We start from the raw sequence: 22,191 nt of genomic DNA on the forward strand, positions 1-22,191 counted from the left end.
CCAGGGTCATCCCGGCCATCCAGATTGTGATGTTACACACAGAGCATGGAAGTGAAGACGGAAATGCCTGTGTCCATGTGTATCCCGCCATCATAGTACGGCCCCGTAGAATCCGCCCTCACATGCAGACACCCGATCACACCAAAATGTCAGTCCCCACCGATTTGACGCTCACCCAGCGGCTACGCCGCATCGCACCTTATTTTGGAAACCAACGTCTTGCATGGGTTTTGGCCATTCTGGCCACCCTCGTGGGCGCGGGCACCGAGCCGCTGATTCCGGCCCTGCTCAAACCCCTGCTGGACAACGGGTTTACCGACGGCACCTTGTCGCTGTGGATGGTGCCCGTGGCCATCATCGGCGTGTTCCTGATCCGCGGCATCGCCCAGTTCGTGGGCCAGTACGCGCTGTCGCAGATTGCCAATGACGGCATGCTGCGCCTGCGCGAAGTGCTGTTCCAGCGCGTGCAGTCGGCCGATATGTCGCTGTTCGCGCGCCAGTCGTCCAGCGCACTGTCCAACACCGTGGTGTATGAGGTGCAGACCGGCGCCACCCAGCTGGTGAACGCCTTCCTCAGCATTTCGCGCGACGGCTTCACCTTGATCGCCCTGCTGGGCTATCTGCTGTACCTGAACTGGCAGCTCACCCTGGCCGTGGCCTTTGTGGTGCCCGGCGTGGCCTGGATCATGAAGACCCTGTCCAAGCGCCTGTACCGCATCACCAAGAACAGCCAGGAAGCCACCGATTCCCTGGCCTATGTGGTGGAAGAAAACGTGCTGGCCCACCGCATGGTGCGCCTGCACGGCGCCCAGACCGCGCAGTTCAACCGCTTCTTCGACCTCAGCCGCCGGCTGCGCGGCATGGCCATCAAGTCCACCATCGCCTCGGCTGCCATGACACCGCTGACCCAGCTGCTGGCCGCCTTCGCCCTGTCCGCCGTGATCTGCATCGCGCTGTGGCAGGGCCGCACCGGCGGCGCCGGCAGCCAGGACGTGACCGTGGGCAGCTTTGTGGCCTTCATCAGCGCCATGCTGATGCTCATCGCCCCGCTGCGCCGCATGGCCAACGTGGCCAACCCCATCACCCGCGGCGTGGCCGCGCTGGAACGCGGCCTGGGCCTGCTGGACCAGAGCCAGCCCGAAAGCGGTGGCACGCTGCGCCCGGCCCCCGTCACCGGCCACTTTGAAGTGCAGAACGTGGGCGTCAGCTTCGGCCCGGACAAGGCGCCTGCGCTGGACGGCGTCAACCTCACCGTGCAACCCGGCGAGATCGTGGCGCTGGTCGGCCCCTCGGGCGCCGGCAAGACCACGCTGGTCAATCTGCTGCCGCGTTTTCTGCAGCCCACGCAAGGCCAGATCCTGCTGGACGGCCACCCCATCCAGGACTGGGACCTGGCCTATCTGCGCAGCCAGTTCGCCATGGTCAGCCAGGATGTGGTGATGTTCAACGACACCATTGCCGCCAACGTGGCCCTGGGCACCACGGTGGATGAAGCCCGCATCTGGGCCAGCCTGGAAGCCGCCAACCTGGGCGACCATGTGCGCGCCATGCCCGAAGGCATCCACACCAATGTGGGCCACAACGCGGCCCAGCTGTCGGGCGGCCAGCGCCAGCGCCTGGCGATTGCACGCGCGCTGTACAAGAACGCGCCCATCCTGATCCTGGACGAAGCCACCTCGGCGCTGGACACCGAATCCGAACGCCTGGTCCAGCAGGCCCTGCAGAACCTGATGCAAGGCCGCACCACCCTGGTCATTGCCCACCGCCTGTCCACCATCGAACACGCCGACCGCGTGGTGGTGATGGAACGCGGCCGCGTGGCCGAACAAGGCACCCACGCCGAACTGCTGGCCGCCGGCGGCCTGTATGCGCGCCTGCAGGCCCTTTCCGGCCATACGGGCCACGCCGGAGGCAACTGAGCCCCCTCGGATACGCCCTGCACAGGCGTATCCCGCGCCCATGAAAAAAAGGCCCCTCGGGGCCTTTTTCTATTCCGCCAGCAGACTGCTGGTGCGGCATGCCATGACGGCAGCGCCACCACACCCCGTCTGCGCGCCCTGCACCTGACTTTCAGATACAAAAACAGCGGCCATCCGTTGTGCATGTGCCACAGCCGCTCCTGGTTTGGGAGTGCGCAGGCAGTGGGTACCGGCAGCCCCCTGCTTGGTTCGCCCGCTCACCCTCTGCCAGCGAGCCCGCCCGCAAGCAGGGATGCAGGCGGCCAGCAGAGCTGGCTGCCAGGTCGGCTGTCAGTAATGCGGCGGCAGCTCGTCGCGCAGATTGGCCATGTGCGTGGCGCCTTCGGCCGGGGCGGTCTGGCGGCGCAGATTGCGCACCTCCTCCACCAGCACATCAATCGCTTGCTGCTGGCGGTAGACGCTCACATTCAGCTGCTCCACCAGGTCTTCCATGTAGCTGAGCTTGATCTCCAGCTCCATCAGACGCGCGTCCTCGGCGTTCTGGTCCTGCTCAGGCATGCACGGCCTCCAGCGCGCGCTTGAGGCGCTGCACCCCTTCGCGGATGCGGGCTTCATCGGCCGTCGCAAACGACAGGCGCAGCGTGGCCGTATCCGGGTTCTGGCTGAAGAACGGCGCGCCGGGCACAAAGGCCACGCCCTGCTCGATCGCCTGCTTGGCCAGCGCACCGGCGTCCGCACCCTCGCCGGTCAGGCGCAGCCACAGGAACAGGCCGCCAGCGGGCGGCGTGAATTCCACCGCATCGCCCAGCTCGCTGCGCAGCGCATCCATCATCGCCTGGGCGCGGGCGGCATACACCTTGCGCACCTTGGCCAGCGCCGCCGGCATGTGGCCGGCCTTCAGGTACTGGGCCGCCGTGGCCTGGGCAAAGGTGCTGGTGTGCGCATCGCTGAACTGTTTGCACATCACGGCACGGGACAGCAGCTCGGAGTTGGCAATCAGCCAGCCAATGCGCAGGCCGGGGCTCAGCACCTTGGACAGCGACCCGCAATGCGCCAGCCATTCGCGGCTGCCCGGCACATCCTTGGACAGGGCCAGCAGGCTGGCGGGCGGCGCCGCGTCAAAGTACAGATCGCCGTAGGGATCGTCTTCCACCACCAACACCTGGTACTGGGCCGCCAGCTCCAGCACGCGCTTGCGGCGCTCCAGGCTCAAGGTGGCACCGCTGGGGTTGCCGAAGGTGGGGATCAGGTACACCAGCTTGGGGCGGTGCTCCACGATCAGGCGTTCCAGCACATCCACCTGCACGCCCTGCGCATCCACCGGCGCGCTGATGACTTCCGCACCATACAGGCGGAAGCACTGGATGGTGGCCAGGAAGGTGGGGCCTTCCACAATCACCTTGTCGCCCGGGGAGATCATGGTCTTGCCCAGCAGGTCCAGCGCCTGCTGGCTGCCGGTGGTGACGATCAGCTGATCGGCCGCCACATCGGCCACGCCCTTGCTGTGCATGAAGCCGGCCAGCTGCTCGCGCAGCGGCTGGTAGCCTTCGGTGGCACCGTACTGCAGGGCAGCACCGGGCTCTTCGGTCAGCGCTGCCTGGGCGGCGACCTTCATGCCCTCCACATCGAACAGCGCCGCATCGGGAAAGCCTCCGGCAAAGCTGACAATGCCCGGCTTGCCCAACAGCTTGAACAGCTCGCGGATGGCAGAGGTTTCGACGTTATTCAGACGCTCGGCGAATTGCATGGGGACAGACTTCCAGTCAAAAGAGGGTCGGTAAGGGGAAAAGAATGGGGGCGCACTGCGCAACGGGCATCCCCCGCCGCCACAGGCAACGGACACCATTGTCGGCCTTTCTGCCGCCACTGCGCGCAGAACGGCGACATATCCACGCCCGGCCGTACCCGCTGTTCAGCACCCCGCGCGTCGCCAGCGGCGATGCAGGGGCGGCCCGTAGCGGCCGGTGCAGGCCCACGCCCGCCCATGCCCATCCCCATCCCCGCCACCCTCCGGCTCAGGCCGTGGGCAATGCTGCACCAGGGCCTGGAGCGCGCCCATGGCGCTTGCCGTTCAACAGCAGGCCCACGGCGGTGGAGCGCACCAGCCAGTGGTAGCTGGCCAGGCTCAGCGCCGTGGTGGCCGCAATATTCAGCAGCATCTTCACGCCGGCCGGCCACGGCAGGCCAAACAGCAACGCCCCAAAGCCGATGGTCATGGGCATGTGCACCAGGTACACCCAGTAGGAGCTATCGGCCAGGTAGCGCATGGCCAGGCTGTGCCGCCCCAGATGGGCCGTGAACAGGCCGATGAGCGCAAAGCTCCAGCACCATGCCGCCGCGTTGTACGCCCAGGAAAACGCCCAGCGCACGCCCATGGGCAGGGTCTGGCGGGCATCGGCAGGCACCTGCTCCAGCACCCCGCCGGACGCCAGAAAACACAGCAGCCCGGCCACGCCATACCAGGGCCAGCGCCGCACATAGTGCGCCAGCAGCACCTGTCGGTGGGCATACAGCGCCAGGCCGAACACATAGAACAGGTCGTTGTGCGCCCACTCCATCCAGGGCGGCACAAACGCATTGCCGGGACTGACCAGCCCCGCGCCATACTGCACCCCTATGCCCGCCAGCAGCGTGGTCAGCACGGCCACACCCCAGGGCGTGCGCCCCATGGCAGCCAGCCACCACCCCAGCGCGGGGGCGACATTGGGCGCCCAGCGCTGCAGCACCTTCTGCACCAGCGGGGTGAGCAAGCTCAGCCAGAGCAGCAGCCACAGAAACCACAGGTGCAAGGTATTGGGCCCGGTGTGCGCCGCCATGCCCTCGGCGGCGGGCGCCAGCCCCGGGTCCAGCCCCCAGGTGCCGCGCGCCATGCGGTGCATGAACAGCATGGCCAGCACCGCGCAGGCAGCAAACAGCGGCGGCCAGAACAGCGCAAACGGCAAGGCCAGCCGGCGCAGCCGGTGCCGCACGGTGGCGGCTGCGCCACGCTGGGCCAGCAGCAGGGCCACAAAGAACCCGGCCAGAACAAAGAACACCGGCATGCGGAACGCATGGATAAAGGCCACCAGCAGATCGGCCGCCGGCGTGGTCTGGTTGTCGCGCCAGGGCAGCAGCTGCGCCCCGGCCATGTGGATCACCGCCACATGCAGCACGATGCCCAGCCACATCATCGCGGCGCGCAGGTTGTCGAGTGCATACAGCCGGTCCTGGCTGCCGTCTGCCTGGGTCATGTGCCTGCCTCCCTGTCCTTGTAATGCGGCCCACTCTAGCAGGCAGCCCCAGGCACGCAGCCACCGCCCTCCTCCGGCCACGACCTGGATCAAAAATCCCAGCCCCGGCAACCCGCGAAGGTCCCATCCAGGCCAGACAGAGCTGCACGACCGGGAAGGCCGGCCCACATCGCTTGTAAGATTTGCGCTTTCGAAACGCATGGGAGAGCGCTCTGGTGAGACTGATGGACCACTATCTCGGCAGCTACCAATTCAGCGAGCGGCACGCCCTGGACATACCCGCCCCTCCCCATGCAGTGATGCCCGCCGTGCGCAGCTACGACGCTGGCAGCGACCCGTTTTTCCGCCAGATGATTGCCCTGCGCGAACTGCCCATGCGCGCGCTGGGCGCGCTGTCAGGCAAGAAGGTCAACCCGAGCAGCTTTGGCATGCAGAACTTCACCGTGCTGGAACAGCAAGGCGACGAGGAACTGGTGTTCGGTCTGATCGGCAAGTTCTGGCAACTGGACTACGGCCAGCACCCTTTCACCACCGCCGCCGAGTTCCTGGCGTTTGACCAGCCCGACTTCGCCAAATTGACCGTCGGCTTCCAGCTGGAACAGCTGGGCGACGACCGCACCCGGCTCACCACCGAAACCCGGGTCCACTGCCTGAGCGGTGCCGCGCACAAGAAATTCGCACCCTACTGGTATCTGATCCGGCCCGTCAGCGGGCTGATCCGCCAAAGAATCCTGTCATCCATCCGGCGCAGCGTTTTGACAGCGGCGGTTTGAGCCATGGCGGGGTGGCACACCGCTTGAGGTGCTGCCTATGCCTACCGACATCGGTTGGGTGGCCGACTGCGTTCGGCCATGGGGCGCCATATCTGCATTTGCGGGCTTGCCGGCCCCGGTATTGCGGGGTGCGCTGGTCACGCCATGTGCCTCAGCCATTCCAGCAGCGACGCCTGGGGGCTGTGCGCATCCAGAGCATGCGGCGAAAGCAGGCAGTAGTGCGAACCGTCTTCCACAAAGCCCAGTGGCGCAGCCAGCAAACCGTTGTCGATATCGTCCCGCACCATGTGCCAGGAACCGATGGCAACCCCAAGGCCTGCAACCGCTGCCTGCAGGCTGAAGTAAAAATGCTCGAAGCTTTGTCCCGTTCCAGCAGCCAAGGTCCGCCCGGTGGCAGCGGCCCAGTCCTGCCACGCACCCGGCCGGGTGCGCGTGTGCAGCAGATGCGCTTTGGGGCCCAGTGCCGCTTTTTTGCCCTTGGTGGTGCACCACGTCGCCACCTTATCAGGGCGGCAGACCGGACCGACCCTTTCCGCAAAAAGCGGGGCCGCGTGGTAGCTCGCAGGCCAGGCGAAATCGTCACGGCGTATGGCAAGGTCAATACCGTTGGCAAACGAGACTGGACCGCCGCCTGCCACCAAATGGACATCGATTTCCGGATGGCGTGACTGAAAGTCCGGCCAACGCGGAATGAGCCAGCGCATCAGCAGCGTGGGCTCGCAGGAAAGCACCCAGCGTCTTTCCTGCCGTGCGCTGGCGCGCAATTCGCCCACCGCATTCCGCATGAGGGTGAAGCCGCCGCTGACCGCTTGCGCGAGGGTACGCCCCGCGCCGGTCAGATACACCCGCCGGGCACGCCGTTCAAACAGGGCCACGCCCAATTCCTCTTCCAGCAGGCGCACGGCACGGCTGACCGCCCCGTGCGTCAAATGCAGCTCATCGGCAGCACGGCTGAAATGCTCCAGGCGTGCTGCCGCTTCAAAGCAGCGCAGTGCCAGCAGCGAAGGCAGTCGCGCATCGCTCAATGGTGATTCAGACTCACCATCCTTGTCAGAAAACATCGTTATTCATTCAGTTCAAGTATCCATAGCATTGGTTATATCTTCAATTCTGCGGATATAACTGGAATGACTGAACTGATAGCTGTGATCACCATCACCTTGCTCGCCGTGGTGAGCCCTGGGCCCGACTTTGCAATGGTCACCCGCAACAGCCTGCTGCTGTCCCGGCGTGCCGGTGTGCTGACAGCGCTGGGAATCGGGCTGGGCGTGCTGGTCCATGTCACCTACACCCTGGTGGGTGTGGGCCTGCTGATCCTGCAGTCTCTGTGGCTGTTCAATGCCATCAAGTTGCTGGGCGCGGCCTATCTGGTCTACCTTGGCGTCAAGATGCTCAGATCCAGCCCTGCAGGCGAGCTGAACGGTACGCAGGCGGTGCCCATGTCAGACCTTGCGGCCTTGCGCACCGGGTTTCTGACCAACGCCATGAACCCCAAGACCACGGTGTTTATCGTGAGTCTGTTCCTGCAGGTGGTGCGGCCCGACACGCCGATGGGCGTACAAATTGGCTACGGGATTTTCATTTCGGTGGCGCACATCGCGTGGTTTGCCTTGCTGGCGCTGTGTTTCTCGTCCGGGGCCATGCGTGCCCGTCTGCTGGGCGTGCGCCACTGGATTGACCGGGCCTTTGGCGGACTCTTGATCGTTTTTGGGGCCCTGCTGGGACTGGCCAGTGGCTCGCGCTGATGCATGGCTGCCCCACAATCAGCCGATTTTCACAGTCCCAGCCACTCCCGCCCCCTGCTCACACCGCTCCCCACGCCTCGTAGAGCGAGACCAGGCTGACCCGTTCGCAGAGCCGCAGGCCGGCAAGCTGGATGCATAACTTAATATAGCTTCAGTAACTATTGAATAAATATTGCTTCATCCCATATATGCCATTATATCCAAAGCATTAAAAGACCTAGCAATATCATAGCTGTCTTGACCATCAGCATCTCTTTGCAATGGATTTCCTTCGAATTTTTCGACCATCAAAGCGAACACTTGAACCAGATTACTCTCTGCAGCAAGCATAAGTGGAGTACGCCCCGGAACTGGATATTGATGTCCTGCATTTGGATTTGCTCCAGCGATCAAAAGCCATCTAATAATTTGCATCATGTTAGGCTTGGAATGCCGGCCTAACTCATCCTCCAAAATGGTTTTCACAACTTCATTAAGTAGCTCTGAATTTTCATAAAGAAATTTTTGGTTTTCTCCATAGATTCCAGCAGAGTTGACGCCATGACGCCGCAGCACGTCTTTTTGCATAAGGTCTGGGCATTCCAACATTCTTTGAAGTAATTGCTTATGCAGCCTCTTAGGATATGTGAGTCGCCACAACAAGCTAACCGCATAATAAAGAGCCGTTTGCTTATCAGGCAAAAAATGGCAATCAGGATTTGCACCTTTAAGCAAAAGACACCGAACTACATCAGGCTCCCCTAATTCGATGGCTCTATAAAGAGGTGTTATTCTTTGCCGTGGCGTAGGGGTATTCAGCGATTCACTTTTATATGGAGGAACGAGTAAGCGATCTAATACCCTTCGGTCACCCGTTTTTAATGCCAGTTTTATAGCCACGAGTAATGCTGTAGCTCCTTTGTTGTCTAACTGGTTAACGTCGGCGCCAGCGGTGATAAGTGAATTAACTGCTTCGTAATTGTTCTGCGCAACAAAAAATCGTAACTGCGGCCAACGGCATACAGAACCATCTGCATAATTTATAGCACGCACTCTATCAGGTCTTTTAAGGTCTGGCTTAAGCGTATCAGGTTCATTTAACGGGCATATTTCATGCGTATCGGCTTTATCTCTAAGCAAGGAGGGAATTGATTCTGGAAAGCGTCCTGTTATCGGAAATATGTATAGAAGTTGCTCGGAAAATTGTTCTGACTCCCAGTCTTCAAACGCTTGCTCTCCTTTATTTTTGTGAAAAAGACCAACGGCAATACCTACATTTTTGAGTTGTTTTAGAAACGTTTTCTTTTCGAATAATCCAGCCAAGCAAACTGCTTCCTGGATAATTTCCTTTGTCTGTGCTCCAGCGCGATATGTCGCAAGATCAAAGGCCTGCTTGTATAAAGCCAATGCTTCTTCATATTGACCCGAAAGTACACTCCAACGAGCTCTCATCCAAAAGTAGTGGTAGACAGTTTTTCCATTCGGGTCTTGTTGCTCAGCCAATGTTTGCAGCCTCTCGATCGCAGCGTAAGTTCGCTTTTGAGCCCCTATTTTTTTCTCAGTAGTACGCCAGAGCTCATTCCAGACTTGCACTCCCAGCTCCCGCAATTCTGGCCAAGACTCACCGACCTCTTGCACCTTTTTTGCAAGCTTAAATGACGTATCGTCAGCAAAAAAATTTTCTTCTAGGCACTTCTTTATTAGCGGACGCACTATGATCTGAGATTTTTTTTCTAGCCGAGCAAGTGCTGCTGCAATTAAAAGCCATGCAGAAATCCCATCTCCTAATAATTTTTCCGAAACAAAATCCGTGTCTGTAATTAATTTATTCGCAGCAACGCTTTTTAATGCAGAGCTAAACAGCAAGATGCTCTGACTTGATGGCTCATCGACACCATTTTTCCATTTTCTTATTTTTTCCTTTTCTACCCTATGCGAACTAGTGCTTTCGGGGAAAATTAGAGTTACAGCAGGAACGTTTAAAGTTTCATCAATCCATAAAAGCACTACATCAACAGGGTTCGCATCAGGATTTAGAAGATTTAAAACACCAGGTCCTGGGATTGCCGCCTCCATATCCATCAATAGCCGTGCAATATGTGGAGGCAAGAAATCAGAAATTAGAATTGGCAGACTGTCGCTGCGATCCAAATTATCAAGCGATATACCAAGGATGAGGTTGGTATAGCTATCCTTTATTTCAAAAATCCATTTTCCAAAAATATCCCCAAACCGATCACCGCCAATTTTTTTCGATGCATTTAATGTTTCCTCGAAAATGGAATCAATTTTCGCCCAATCGAAATCACCTTCGCGTGCAAGGCGGCCGACATCTGAGCTGATTTTTGAAATATCGAAAGCTGCTATGAGCGCACGAATACACTCACCAAGTCTAGGGTACGGAGGAAGGTTTGGTTTCATACCAATGAAATGCGTTTAATATTTCGTCTGAAAATCAGGTGTGCATGGCTATTAATAGGCACTCTTGGCAAGGAAACTATCTTGCCATATGGTGCATGAAATTTTCTGTTTTTTCTCTGTGCTGAATTTCCAACCGCTGGTGACTAACTGATTCACCAAAGCTTAAATGCATAGATCTTTGCTATAGCGCATAGGATGAGGACTCAACCTTGTATAAGATCGAGTCCTTCGCACCCCTACTTACTTAGATCCACCTTTTAAATTTTCTTGATTAGATGCAAGTGTGCGTTGTACACGCGAAGTAAAGGACCTCTTTGAGACTTGACCCCCACCGGACTTGGCTTCTGATGAATGAATACGAGAGAGCGCCGCCGAGGTCATTGGAGTCGATTTAGAATCATTTTTTTTAGGCATTGAGTTATTCCATTCCTTGATAGACGTTGCACAAAGTGGCAACGTAACTAAGGTTAGAAGTCCGCCTCTTTTCTGTCGACCGCGCTAGAGCTAAAAAATTTTCTTTTTTTGCTAGGGCTCATGCACATCTTGCGGGTCCGCTGCTTAAGTTGCTAAAAATTCAATTGAGCTGACCATTTATACCAGTTGTGACTGATCAGTCTGCTGGTGATTGGCTGCCCATCCCTCCCACACAGATGCAGCAAGCCCTGCGCCAGCAACTTGTAGAGCGTGATCCGCTTGACCAGATTGCAGAGCAACGGACTGATCAGCGACTGCTGCTCGACGTAAAGTAAGCGTTGGTCGCCCAGCGCTGACCGCGCGTCCAGCTTGTCGGCTGTATAGCGGAGCGCGCTCTGGATGCTTTTCTGGTATTGCTCCACATCCAGCGACATCTTGAGCTATCCCGCGTTTACGATACGGCAGCGAGATGCAGGGCACAAACGACCCCAGGTGCGCATGCCATGCGTCACGGCATATAGCCCGTCCGCAAGGCATGCTCCCAGTCGGCCCGACCTCTTCGCCGCGCCAACTCAGCCATGGACTGGTGGTCGTAGGAAACGGAGAGTTGCAGCACGCCCCACCCATGGCGTGATTTTTCAACGATGGCATAGCGCGCATCCGGAGAGCCCGTCTCGACCACATGCGGAAACGGATGCGCGTCATCGTATGCAGGAAGGCCCACGCTGCCTGGGTTGACAACGAGTTGTCCCTGTCTGGTGCGAACGGTGCGCGCAATATGTGTGTGGCCGCAGGCAACAAGTGGCGCACGCTGTCGCCCAAGTCGGAGTTCTATTTCTTCAGGGCTGGCGGCCCTGACACCGCCGACCTCTACTGTTTCCAGAAAGTACGCCGTATCGCTGGACGGCGTGCCATGGCACAAAAACACTTCCGCTGTCAGCGAAATGCTCGGCGGAAGCGATTGGAGCCAGGCAAACTCTTTGGCAGTGAGCTGGGAATGGGCGTATTCATCAGACGCACTTCTGCGCTCAGGACCATGGTTGAGGATTTGCCGCTCATGGTTTCCCGCCAGGCTCCACCAGCCTTGCGCCATGATGTACTGCGCGGTCTCAAGTGGCAGCAAAGGCCCAGACACACTGTCACCCAGGTTCACGACCTGGTCCACACCACGATGCCGGAGGTCACCCGCAACCGCTTCCAAGGCTGCAAGGTTTCCGTGAATGTCGGAGATAAGTGCGATGCGCATGTCCCATTTTGAATCAGTCCACTCGGAGGGAAATGGCTGCGTTGCTTTCTGGCGCTGATCGGAGCGGCCATTCACTGCAGTCGGCTTTCAGCCAATTGCAGTTGCTCCCGAATCGCAGGTTTCAGGGGCTGATGCACAAGCTCCATCTATTCAAGGCAAACGGTAAGCACTTGCGGCATCTACCACCCGTTTGTGTAAGCTGAACCCCATGACTCCTCAACAGAAAAAGCAGCTGAGCTACGCGAAGGATCGCCGCAACACCTACGGCGAGAACAGCAAGTCTTCGCGCAAGAACATTCCTCTATCCAAGGCTCTGGATATTCGGGCTGAACGTCGTGCGCAAGAGTCGACTTTGGCAAAATTCACCACAGCAAAAGATGAGGATCAGTTGGACGCAATTGAAAACGAAGTTCGCTCTACCAAGCCGCGAGAGTGGCGCAAGTGTCCCGATGAACCGCTGGGGCAAGTTCTCACTCAAAAGAGCCAGCGTGCAATGAAGCACGACTAGAGGGGCGGTCCCGCTTCTGCCCGTCGCCAGCATTGCCAGCACGGATATTGAACGGCTGCCGATAGATGAGAATATTGTCTGTTTGATTGGCAGCCATGCCTCAGAGCCGATGCCCGCTGAGATTTTTTATCGACCAGCAGCAGCTATTCGCAACGAATACGACGGAGCGAAGATCTCCCAGTCGATTGTGTCCCACCTGACACCGCAGCACGACCCATAAGATCTCCAACTGAACGTCGCACAGCTGCAGTCGGAGCAGCTGCATTGGTTGCCACATAACAGCTGCCTGTCCTCCCCTTAAGGCGTCCCATCTTTATCCATGCAGCGCGCGCTCCACGATTTCCTGGGCCCTTGCCATGGAGATGCCGTGGGCCTGCTCCAGCGCCAGTTGGTGCCCTTCCGATTGGATTTCAATCTCAGGCCGCTCGCCCAGCGGCATGGTGTGCACGGCGGTTTTCAAGCTGAGCGTGGATTCGTCATAGGGCAAAGCACTTTGCAGCCAGCCAAAGTACGGCGGCTCGGATTCACGCCCTTCCGTCTCCCACAGCTCCCCCATTCTCTGGAAGTTGGCTGCACTCAGCGATACCCACACCAGCCAGACAAAAAAATCCGCACCGCCGTCGACGGGAAGCACCACGCGGCCGCGCACAAAGAAATGCTCGTCGTCGATGACGCATTCATCGGAGGACAGAAAGGCGCGTTCAGCACGCTCCCCTTCAGGCAGCGCATACCACAGGGCCGGCGCGTCTGCGCCCAGGCACATCGGCATTTCGGCGTGGTGTTGCCCACAGGTTCGACAATCAAATCCGCTCATGCATCAGGCCCCAGCGCTATATATCCCGCCGATCTTACGGGACCGGCAGGACGGTGCGGCACATGCTGGACGCAGCTGCTGCCTGAGGCCGGCCCGAGGGCGCGTGCCTTGTCCTCGCAGCTACCTCCGCGCCGGGAAGGCCTGCATGGCGCGGAGCAGGACTGCCCCGATTTTCAGGAGCGCCGACGGAAAAGTCGGGGGGCGTCACAGCCCTTCCAATTGGCACAACTTGTCGGAGAGGCCGCCCACGCTAAAAACATAGTAGTAGGGCCTGTCCTCGCCCGCAGCAACCATGCCGATGAAGTACTCGGTGCCCGCATCACTTCCGTGTGCGGTTTTCAAGCTGACGCGGCCACACATGGTCCAGTCGTCAGCATCTTTGTTGCGCTTGTAAGTCACATAGTCGAATGCGGCGCTCGATGGGTTCTCCACCAGATTTTCCATCGCCTCCCGCAGCAGGGGCTGATTCAGCATGGGCGCCTGTTGCGCCAGAGACAGAGACGAGATCGTGAGCCACACAGCTCCCACCAGCATTCGCATCGACAAGCCCCCTCAAAGTAATCCGGCGTATTAGACACGAACCACCTTTGCAGCCGGCTCTGGCTGGGGGGATCGAACTCGGCCGGTCCACACAGCGTGCGCAGAGGATGGCTGCCGCCCCCTCCCGCAGCGCTGTGTGGATACCCTGCCGGCGTTCACCGCGGATGCGCAGCGTGAGCGTGCCAAAGGCTGCAAGCCAGCAGCCACTCCCATGCCCCCTCTGCGTCACCCTGCGGTGCCTGCCCCCAGCTCACACCGCGCCCAGCACCTTGTAGAGGGTGACCCGGTTGACCAGATCGCTGAGCTGCAGGCTGATCAGCGACTGGCGTGCGCTGTAGAGCGAGCGCTGGGCATCCAGCGCCTGCAGGTAGCTGTTGACGCCGTTGCGCCAGCGCGCGTCGGACAGGTCGTAGTTGGTCTGTGCGGCCTGTACCAGTGCCTGCTGCGCATCCAGCTGCTCGGCCATGTGGCGGCGAGCGCTCAGCGCGTCGGCCACTTCGCCGAAGGCGCTCTGGATGCTTTTCTCGTACTGCGCCACATAGATGTTCTTCTGGATCTGCGCCACATCCAGCGAGGCCTTGAGCGATCCCGCATTGAAGATGGGCAGCGAGATGCTGGGCACAAACGACCAGGTACGCGTGCCGGCATCGAACAGATTCCCCAGGGTGTCACTGCCGTAGCCCGCCGATGCCGACAGCGACACCTTGGGGAAGAAGGCCGCGCGCGCCGCGCCGATGTCGGCGTTGGCGGCTTTCAGCGCATGCTCGGCCGCCATCACATCCGGGCGCTGCAGCAGCACTTCGGACGACAGCGCATCGGGCAGGCGCGCCAGCGCCACATCGCCGGTGCTGGTGGTGCGCGGCAGCAGCGCATCGGCCACGTGTGAGCCCACGGCCAGGTCCAGTGCATGGCGCGCCTGCTCCAGCGCGGTGGTGTAGCTGGCCACATCGGCGCGGGCGCTTTCCACGCTGGTCTGCACCTGGCTCACATCCACGGCGGAAGCCACGCCAAACTGGTGCTTGGCCTGCGTCAGCTCCAGCGTCTTGCGCTGGCTGGCCAGGGTCTCGCGGGCCAGCTCCAGGCGCTGTCCGTAGGCGCCCACATTCAGCCAGTTGCTCGCCACCTGGGCGATCAGGCTGATGCGGGTGCTGCGCCCAGTCTGGGCCAGGGACAGGTAGTTCTCCAACGCCTCGTCCTTCAGGCTGCGCACGCGGCCGAACAGGTCCAGCTCCCAGCTGGTAAAGCCCACGCTCAGACCGCCGCTGCGGCTGGTCTGGCCCTGCGCCTCGCCCCCGGCCACCACGGCGCTGCGCGCATTGGTCTGGCTGGCGCTGGCCGCCACGCTGGGGAACAGGCTGGCCGACTGGATGCGGTACTGGGCCTGGGCCTTTTCCACATTCAGCAGGCTCACCCGCAGGTCCCGGCTGTTGGCCAGCGCGGCATCGATCACCTGCTGCAGCCGCGGGTCGGTAAAGACCTGCTGCCACTGCAGCGCGGCCAGTGCGGCGGCCTGCTCCTGTGCCTGGGCACCACCCGCAGCGCCACTGCCAGTAACGCCGCCTCCCGCCTCGCCGCCCAGGCTGGGCTGCACCGGCAAGGCCGGGCGTTCATAGACCGGCGCCATGCTGGCGCAACCGGCCAGCGCCAGCAGCGCGGCGCAGGCCACGGCCTGCAGCGCACGCCGGGGCATGGGGTTTGCATTCACTTTCATGGGTTCACTCCCGTCTGCGTGCCGTCAGCTTGCTGCCGGGCCGCCTTGCGCTGGCCCGGCATCAGGCTGCGCACAATCACATAGAACAGCGGCACAAAGAAGATGCCGAACAGGGTCGAGGCCAAGGTGCCGCCCAGCACGCCCGTGCCCAGCGAATGGCGCCCGCCCGAGCCCGCCCCCAAGCTGACCACCAGGGGCAGCACCCCCAGCATGAAGGCCAGCGAGGTCATCACAATCGGGCGCAGCCGCTGCTGCGCCGCCTGCAGCGTGGCCTGCACCAGGGGCATGCCATGCTTGTCCTGCAGCTCCTTGGCAAACTCCACAATCAGGATGCCGTTCTTGGCCGCCAGGCCGATGGTGGCCAGCAACCCCACCTGGAAGTACACGTCGTTGGACAGCCCGCGCACCGCCGTGAACAGCAAGGCCCCGACCACGCCGATGGGCACCGCCAGCATCACCGAGAACGGGATGGACCAGCTCTCATACAGCGCGGCCAGGCACAGAAAGACGAACAGCAGCGAGATGGCATACAGCAGCGGCGCCTGTGAACCCGATTGCTGCTCCTGGTAGGACAGGCCGGACCACGCCAGGCCAAAGCCGCCCGGCACTTCCTGCACCAGGCGCGCCATCTCCAGCATGGCCTCGCCCGAACTCACGCCCGGGGCGGCCTGGCCGCTGATTTCCATGGCCGATGTGCCGTTGAAGCGCGCCAGCGCCGCCGGGGCACTGCTCCAGCTGGTGGTGGAGAAGGCCGAGAACGGCACCATGTCCCCGTTGTTGTTGCGCACCGACCAGCGCCCCAGGTCCCCGGGCAGCATGCGGGCATCCGCCTCGCCCTGCACATAGACCTTCTTGATGCGGCCCCGGTTCACAAAGTCGTTCACATAGGTGCTGCCCAGCGCCGTGGCCAAGGTGCTGTTGATATTGCTTTGCGACAGGCTCAGCGCACCGGCCTTGGCATCGTCAATCTGCACATCGAAGGTGGGCGCGTCTTCCAGGCTACCGTAGCGCACCGACTGCACCTTGTCGCTCTTGGCGGCCAGCGCCAGCAGCTGCTGGCGTGCGGCCACCAGGGCCTCGTGGCCAGCGCCGCCCTGGTCCAGCAGCTGCAGGGTGAAGCCCGCGCTCTGCCCCAGCCCCGGAATGCCCGAAGGCGCCATGGCAAAGATCTGCGCGTCGCTGTACTTCTGCATCATGGCCATGGTGATGCGGTTGCCGATGGACGTGGCATCGGCCTGGCGCTGGCTCCAGTCCTTCAGCCGCACAAAGGCCATGCCCGCGTTCTGTCCGGCGCCGCTGAAGCTGAAGCCGGACACCGCCATGGTCGAATCCACCTCGGGCTGCTGGCGCACATAGGCGGACACCTCGTCCATCACCTTCAGCGTCTGCTGCTGGGTGGATCCGGAAGGCAGCTTCACCTGCACAAACAGCGCGCCCTGGTCTTCTTCCGGCAGGAAGGATGTGGGCAGGCGCATGAACAGCACGGCCATCACGCCCAGCACCACGGCGAACACCGCCATCCCGGCCCAGCGGCGCCGGGTCAGCACGGCCACGCCGCGCGCATAGCTGTGCGACAGGCCGTCAAAGCGGGTGTTGAACCAGGCAAAGAAGCGCCCCAGCGGGCCGCGCTGCGTGACATGGCCGCCCTTTTCAATCGGCTTGAGCATGCTGGCGCACAGCGCGGGGGTCAGCGTCATCGCAACCAGCACCGACAGCAGCATGGCCGAGGCGATGGTGATGGAGAACTGGCGGTAGATGGCCCCGGTGGAGCCGCCAAAGAACGCCATGGGCAGGAACACCGCCGTCAGCACCAGCGCAATGCCCACCAGCGCGCCCGTGATCTGGCCCATGGACTTGCGCGTGGCCTCATAGGGGGACAGGCCCTCCTCGCTCATCACCCGCTCCACGTTTTCCACCACCACAATCGCATCGTCCACCAGCAGGCCGATGGCCAGCACCATGGCGAACATGGACAGGGTGTTGATCGAATACCCCAGACTGGCCAGCACGCCGAAGGTGCCCATCAGCACCACTGGAACGGCAATGGCCGGGATCAGCGTCACGCGCCAGTTCTGCAGGAACAGGTACATGATGGCCACCACCAGCACAATGGCTTCCACCAGCGTCTGCACCACTTCCTGGATGGAGATCTTCACAAACGGCGTGGTGCTGTGCGCCACCTCGTAGTGCAGGCCGCTGGGGAAATACGGTTGCAGTTCCTTGAGCTTGGCGTCCACCAGTTCCGACACCTTCATGGCGTTGGCACCCGATGCCAGCTCCACCCCCAGGGCGGCGGCGGGCTTGCCGTTGAACTTGCCCACCGTGGCATAGGACTGGCTGCCCAGCTCCACCCGCGCCACGTCCGACAGGCGCACCACGGCGCCCCGGCTGTCGGACTTGACCACAATGTTCTTGAACTCCTCAGGCGTCTGCAGGCGGTTGCGGGACTTGACCGTGGCGTTCAGCGCCTGGCCGTCCACCGCCGGCACCTCACCCAGCGAGCCGGAAGACACATCGGCGTTCTGCGCCTGCAGCGCGGCGGTCACATCCGACGGCATCAGCGCATAGGTGCGCATTTTCTCGGGGTCCAGCCAGATGCGCATCGCATACTCGGCTCCCATGATCTGCACATTGCCCACGCCGTTGAGGCGGCTGATGGGGTCCTTGATGGAGGACGACATGTAGTCGGCAATGTCGGTGCCGTCCATGCTGCCGTCTTCGGAATAGAAGGCCAGCACCATGGAGATGCTGCCCGAGGACTTGGTCACCGTCACCCCGGTGGACTGCACCGTGTCCGGCAGCTTGGACTGTGCCTGCTGCAGCTTGTTCTGCACCTGCACCTGGGCAATGTCCGGGTCGGTGCCGGAGGCAAAGGTCAGCGTGACCTGGGCCGAGCCCGAGGAGGTGCTGCTGGAATTCATGTACAGCAGGTTGTCCAGCCCGGTCATGTTCTGCTCGATCACCTGCGTGACCGAGTTTTCCGTGGTCTGCGCCGACGCACCGGTGTAGGTGGCGCGGATGGTGACCGAAGGTGGGGCGATGTCGGGGTATTGCTCCACCGGCAAGGTGGTGATGGACAGCAGACCCGACAGCGTGATGACAATGGCAATCACCCAGGCAAAAATCGGCCTGTCGATGAAGAAGCGTGACATGGAAGCTCCTTCTTATTGCGGCGTGCCGGTGGATGCGGCGGGTGCGGCAGCTGCCGTGGGCGCAGTGGGCGCGCCCGCTGCAGCGGCGGCCTGCGCTGCCTGCTCCGCCGGCGCGGTCTTCACCTGCTGCCCGCCGCGCACCTTGGTGGCCCCGCTGGTGATCAGTTGCTCACCCGCCTTCAGCCCGTTGGTGACCACCCACTGGTCCTTGATCGCATCGCCGGTTTCAATCCGGCGCTCTTCCACCTTGCCGTCCTGGCCCACCAGCTTGACCACCGGTTCCCCCTTCGTATTGCGGGTCACCGCGCTTTGCGACACCAGAATGGCCTGCTCGTTCACCGCTGCGGGCACCACCGCCTTCACATAGGTGCCGGGCAGCAGCAGTCCGTCGGGGTTGGGTACCACGGCGCGCAGCGACACATTGCCGGTGCCGGTGTCCACCGAAGTGCCCACAAACTCCAGCGTGCCGCTGTCGGCCAGTTCGCTGCCGTCTTCCAGAATGATGCGCACCGCCACCTTGCCGTTGACGGCCTTCAGCGCCCCGCTGGCAATCTGCTTGCGCAGCGCCAGCAGCTGGGCGCTGGTCTGGGTCACGTCCACATAGATCGGGTTCAGCTGCTGGATGGTGGTCAGCGCGGCCGTCTGGCCGGCCGTCACCAGGGCGCCGGGGGTGTAGGTGGAGGTGCCGATGCGCCCGCTGATGGGCGCGGTGACCTTGGTGTAGTCCAGATTGATCTGCGCCGTCTTCACCGCCGCGCGCGCCGCCACCACGGCGGCCTCGTTCTGGCGCAGCGTGGCCAGGGCATCGTCACCATCCTGCTTGCTGATGGCGTCTATGCCCACCAGGTTCTGGTAGCGCTCGGCCTTGGGCTTGGCCGCCAGCACGGCGGCCTCGGCCTGGGCCAACTGGGCCTTGGCGCTCTCCAGGCTGGCCTCATAGGTGCGCGGGTCGATCTGGTAGAGCACCTGCCCGGCCTTGACCTGCTGGCCCTCGTCGAACAGGCGCTTGAGGATGATGCCCCCCACCTGCGGGCGCACCTCAGACACCATGTGCGCGGCGGAACGCCCTGCCAGCAACTGCTCCATCACCAGCGACTGCGCCTGGATGACCTGCACCCCGACCACGGCCTCGCCCTGGGGCGGCAGGCCCTGCTGCTGGGGCTGGCAGCCGGACAGCCAGCCCGCGCTGGCCAGCGCAATGGAAACAACAGACAGGCGGCACCAGGACCGCTGGGGCGAAAAAGTGGATGCAGACAAAGCCATGGGAGATAAGACATCAATGCAGATGCCCCATGCTCGCCCGCAAATGTGCAGGAAATATGGAAGACCCGGCGCCGCTGCCCGCACCAGTCACGCCGGTTGACGCTGCTCCGGGGATGGCGCCCAATGGCGGTCCCGGCCTCTGCACCCATCGCCACAGCCCTGCCCCACCACCTTCCGCGTCCTTATTTGTCCCATGCGCATCAAGCTCAGGCTGTCCTTCAAGCTGTTTCTGGCCATTCTGGCGGCCTGCGTGCTGGTGCTGGTGGTCAACGCCGTCTTTGTACGCATCTCCTTTGTGCGCGACTTCATGGGCTACCTCAACGAGCAGGGCGTGGCCCGCATGCACGAGGTGATCCCCCGCATCAATGCCGCCTACGCCAGCCACGGCAACAGCTGGGAATTTGCCCGCCAGAACCCGGAGGCCTGGTTTGCGCTGATGCGCCCGCCCGCCATGGGCCAGGAGTTCACCAATATCGTGCCCCCGGTGTCTGACCAGACCGGCGCCATCCTGCGCTTTGCCCTGCTGGACCGGGATGGCCACATCGTCATCGGCAATGCCAACGCGGCGGCGGCCGACGCCATACGCCTGCCGCTGCAGACCGCCCAGGGCGAGCGGGTCGGCTGGCTGGCCATGGTGCCGTTCGAGAACGCCATTGCGGCCGGCGATGTGCGCTTTTACGAAGCGCAGCTGCGCGCCCGCTGGCTCAATGGCGCGGCCTCGGTCGTGGTCGCCGCGCTGCTGGCCTGGCTGCTGACCGGCACGCTGCTGCGGCGGCTGAAGGTGATTGCCCAGTTTGTGCACCGCCTGGCCCTGGGCGACTATTCCCAGCGCCTGCCCATGCGCGACCGGGACGAGCTGGACCAGCTGGCCAGCGACATCTCGCAGCTGGCCGGCAAGCTGGAGAACATCGAACACAACCGCCGCGCCTTCATGGCCGACATCTCGCACGAGCTGCGCACGCCCCTGGCCGTGCTCAAGGCCGAGCTGGAAGCCATACAGGACGGCATACGCCCGCTGCGCCTGGACACACTGGCGCCGCTGCAAAGCGAAGTGACCCAGCTGAACAAGCTGGTGGACGACCTGCATGAGCTGGCCGTCACCCAGACCGGCGAGTTCCGCTACACCTTTGAAGCGCTGGACCTGCACCGCATCGCCCAGCACTGCGCCATGACCATCCAGGCCCGCGCAAAGGACAGCGGCCTGAGCCTGAGCTTCTCCAGCAACGGCCAGCCCCTGTTCATCCAGGGGGACGAATCACGCCTGCAGCAGTTGCTGTCCAACCTGCTGGAGAATTCCATCCGCTACACCCACCCCGGTGGGCAGATCCGGCTGGCGCTGGCCAGCAGTGCCGGAACCGCAGGCAGCACCGGCATGGCCGAGCTCAGCATCGAAGACTCCGCCCCCGGCGTGGACGAAGCCGCGCGCCCGCACCTGTTCGAGCGCTTCTACCGCGTGGATGCCTCGCGCAACCGCAGCAGCGGCGGCAGCGGGCTGGGCCTTGCTATCTGCCGCAACATCGTCGAATCCCATGGCGGAGAGATTGCGGCCGAACCGTCCCCTCTGGGCGGTCTGCGCATCGTGGTCCGCCTGCCCGCCCTGGTGTCGCCATGAATACCCCCACCTCCCCCACCCCGGCCGCCACCGACGCCCTGGTCCTGGTCGTGGAAGACGAGCCCCGGCTGGCCGCCGTGCTCTGCGACTACCTGCGCGCCAGCGGCTACCGCTGCGAATGGATTGCCGACGGCGCCCAGGTCATGTCCGCCTATGCCCAGCGCCAGCACGACCTCATCCTGCTGGACGTGATGCTGCCCCACCGCGACGGCATCAGCCTGTGCCAGGAACTGCGTACGCACAGCCAGGTGCCCATCATCATGGTCACCGCGCGTGTCGACGAAGTGGACCGCCTGCTGGGCCTGCAGATCGGTGCCGACGACTATGTGTGCAAGCCCTTCAGCCCCCGGGAGGTCATTGCCCGCGTGGGCACCGTGCTGCGCCGCTACCGCCAGACCCCGGCGCCCCGGGCGCAGCCGCTGCAGATTGACGAACCCAACTTCCGCGCCCAGCTGCACGGGCGGGAGCTGGACCTCACGCCGGTGGAGTTCCGCCTGCTCTGCGCATTGGCCTCCAGCCCTGTGCGCATCTGGCCACGCGAACAGCTGCTGAACCACCTGTACCCCGACCACCGCGTCGTCATCGACCGCACGGTCGACAGCCACATCAAGAACCTGCGGCGCAAGCTGACGGAAACCGGCGGCCAGGAAGACCCCATCCGCTCGGTCTACGGGGTGGGCTACCGGCTGGACCTAGCGGTCTGATACGGCCACATCGCACGGCCGCATGGCGGCAAGCCTCCAAAGCAGGCGCGCACAACTGCCAGCCCGGCCATCCAAGCGCCCTGGAACACAAAATCTTGTGCTGATGTTGCTGCCCACCAGTGCGCCGCCGCCTGACAATGCGCGCCATGGCAACAAGCAA

Annotated in this window: 18 protein-coding genes; 6 read left to right on the forward strand and 12 right to left on the reverse strand. The window is 62.2% G+C overall.

The window, feature by feature from the left end:
- The first annotated feature begins 122 nt into the window (after positions 1-122).
- Entirely contained in the window at positions 123-1,919 is a 1,797-nt protein-coding gene (gene msbA / locus QM470_RS02385) for a lipid A export permease/ATP-binding protein MsbA (RefSeq protein WP_283338007.1), read from the forward strand.
- Between the two features lie 330 nt (positions 1,920-2,249).
- On the opposite strand, the gene QM470_RS02390 is transcribed toward msbA, so the two are convergent.
- From QM470_RS02390 to QM470_RS02400, 3 genes are all read right to left on the reverse strand, one after another.
- The gene (locus QM470_RS02390) at positions 2,250-2,477 is read right to left on the reverse strand and encodes a SlyX family protein (RefSeq protein ID WP_283338008.1); all 228 of its coding nucleotides are present in this window, start codon (positions 2,475-2,477) and stop codon (positions 2,250-2,252) included.
- Positions 2,470-3,666: an aminotransferase-like domain-containing protein gene (locus QM470_RS02395; protein WP_283338009.1), complete on the reverse strand. Its 1,197-nt coding sequence runs from the start codon at positions 3,664-3,666 to the stop codon at positions 2,470-2,472. The genes QM470_RS02390 and QM470_RS02395 overlap by 8 nt, the downstream gene beginning before the upstream one ends.
- Positions 3,667-3,934: 268 nt before the next feature.
- Entirely contained in the window at positions 3,935-5,149 is a 1,215-nt protein-coding gene (locus QM470_RS02400; protein WP_283338010.1) for an acyltransferase family protein, read from the reverse strand.
- Between the two features lie 224 nt (positions 5,150-5,373).
- On the opposite strand from QM470_RS02400, the gene QM470_RS02405 reads away from it, so the two are divergent.
- On the forward strand, positions 5,374-5,922 hold the full coding sequence (locus QM470_RS02405) for a hypothetical protein (protein ID WP_283338011.1): 549 nt from the start codon (positions 5,374-5,376) through the stop codon (positions 5,920-5,922).
- A gap of 137 nt (positions 5,923-6,059) precedes the next feature.
- Here QM470_RS02405 and QM470_RS02410 read toward each other — a convergent pair whose 3' ends face one another.
- Positions 6,060-6,983: a LysR family transcriptional regulator gene (locus QM470_RS02410; RefSeq protein WP_283338012.1), complete on the reverse strand. Its 924-nt coding sequence runs from the start codon at positions 6,981-6,983 to the stop codon at positions 6,060-6,062.
- 66 nt (positions 6,984-7,049) lie between these two features.
- Between QM470_RS02410 and QM470_RS02415 the strand changes: the two genes are divergently transcribed.
- On the forward strand, positions 7,050-7,667 hold the full coding sequence (locus QM470_RS02415; RefSeq protein ID WP_283338013.1) for a LysE family transporter: 618 nt from the start codon (positions 7,050-7,052) through the stop codon (positions 7,665-7,667).
- A 177-nt stretch (positions 7,668-7,844) separates the two neighbouring features.
- Here QM470_RS02415 and QM470_RS02420 read toward each other — a convergent pair whose 3' ends face one another.
- From QM470_RS02420 to QM470_RS02430, 3 genes are all read right to left on the reverse strand, one after another.
- Positions 7,845-10,067, reverse strand: a complete 2,223-nt coding sequence (locus QM470_RS02420) for an ankyrin repeat domain-containing protein (RefSeq protein WP_283338014.1) — start codon at positions 10,065-10,067, stop codon at positions 7,845-7,847.
- Between the two features lie 566 nt (positions 10,068-10,633).
- Positions 10,634-10,915: a hypothetical protein gene (locus QM470_RS02425; protein ID WP_280025443.1), complete on the reverse strand. Its 282-nt coding sequence runs from the start codon at positions 10,913-10,915 to the stop codon at positions 10,634-10,636.
- 74 nt (positions 10,916-10,989) lie between these two features.
- The gene (locus tag QM470_RS02430) at positions 10,990-11,727 is read right to left on the reverse strand and encodes a metallophosphoesterase family protein (RefSeq protein WP_283338015.1); all 738 of its coding nucleotides are present in this window, start codon (positions 11,725-11,727) and stop codon (positions 10,990-10,992) included.
- A gap of 208 nt (positions 11,728-11,935) precedes the next feature.
- Here QM470_RS02430 and QM470_RS02435 point away from each other — a divergent pair, with 208 nt between their 5' ends.
- The gene (locus QM470_RS02435) at positions 11,936-12,235 is read left to right on the forward strand and encodes a hypothetical protein (RefSeq protein ID WP_280025441.1); all 300 of its coding nucleotides are present in this window, start codon (positions 11,936-11,938) and stop codon (positions 12,233-12,235) included.
- A 313-nt stretch (positions 12,236-12,548) separates the two neighbouring features.
- Here QM470_RS02435 and QM470_RS02440 read toward each other — a convergent pair whose 3' ends face one another.
- The 5 genes from QM470_RS02440 to QM470_RS02465 all read right to left on the reverse strand — a co-directional run bounded on the left by QM470_RS02440 (position 12,549) and on the right by QM470_RS02465 (position 19,715).
- Complete coding sequence (locus tag QM470_RS02440) at positions 12,549-13,049, reverse strand: DUF2199 domain-containing protein (RefSeq protein ID WP_283338016.1); 501 nt, start codon at positions 13,047-13,049, stop codon at positions 12,549-12,551.
- Between the two features lie 204 nt (positions 13,050-13,253).
- Complete coding sequence (locus tag QM470_RS02445; protein ID WP_283338017.1) at positions 13,254-13,523, reverse strand: hypothetical protein; 270 nt, start codon at positions 13,521-13,523, stop codon at positions 13,254-13,256.
- A 316-nt stretch (positions 13,524-13,839) separates the two neighbouring features.
- Positions 13,840-15,300, reverse strand: coding sequence for an efflux transporter outer membrane subunit (locus tag QM470_RS02455; RefSeq protein ID WP_283338018.1), 1,461 nt, complete (start codon positions 15,298-15,300; stop codon positions 13,840-13,842).
- Positions 15,297-18,452, reverse strand: a complete 3,156-nt coding sequence (locus QM470_RS02460; RefSeq protein WP_283338019.1) for an efflux RND transporter permease subunit — start codon at positions 18,450-18,452, stop codon at positions 15,297-15,299. The genes QM470_RS02455 and QM470_RS02460 overlap by 4 nt, the downstream gene beginning before the upstream one ends.
- A gap of 12 nt (positions 18,453-18,464) precedes the next feature.
- Positions 18,465-19,715: an efflux RND transporter periplasmic adaptor subunit gene (locus tag QM470_RS02465; protein WP_283338020.1), complete on the reverse strand. Its 1,251-nt coding sequence runs from the start codon at positions 19,713-19,715 to the stop codon at positions 18,465-18,467.
- A gap of 193 nt (positions 19,716-19,908) precedes the next feature.
- Between QM470_RS02465 and QM470_RS02470 the strand changes: the two genes are divergently transcribed.
- A complete protein-coding gene (locus QM470_RS02470; protein WP_283338021.1) occupies positions 19,909-21,327 on the forward strand; it encodes an ATP-binding protein in 1,419 nt (472 codons plus the stop codon).
- The gene (locus tag QM470_RS02475) at positions 21,324-22,031 is read left to right on the forward strand and encodes a response regulator (protein WP_283338022.1); all 708 of its coding nucleotides are present in this window, start codon (positions 21,324-21,326) and stop codon (positions 22,029-22,031) included. Before QM470_RS02470 ends, QM470_RS02475 begins: the two co-directional genes overlap by 4 nt.
- Positions 22,032-22,191: the final 160 nt, after the last annotated feature.

It is taken from the genome of Comamonas sp. 17RB, from assembly GCF_030056555.1.
Taxonomy (GTDB): domain Bacteria; phylum Pseudomonadota; class Gammaproteobacteria; order Burkholderiales; family Burkholderiaceae_C; genus Comamonas; species Comamonas terrigena.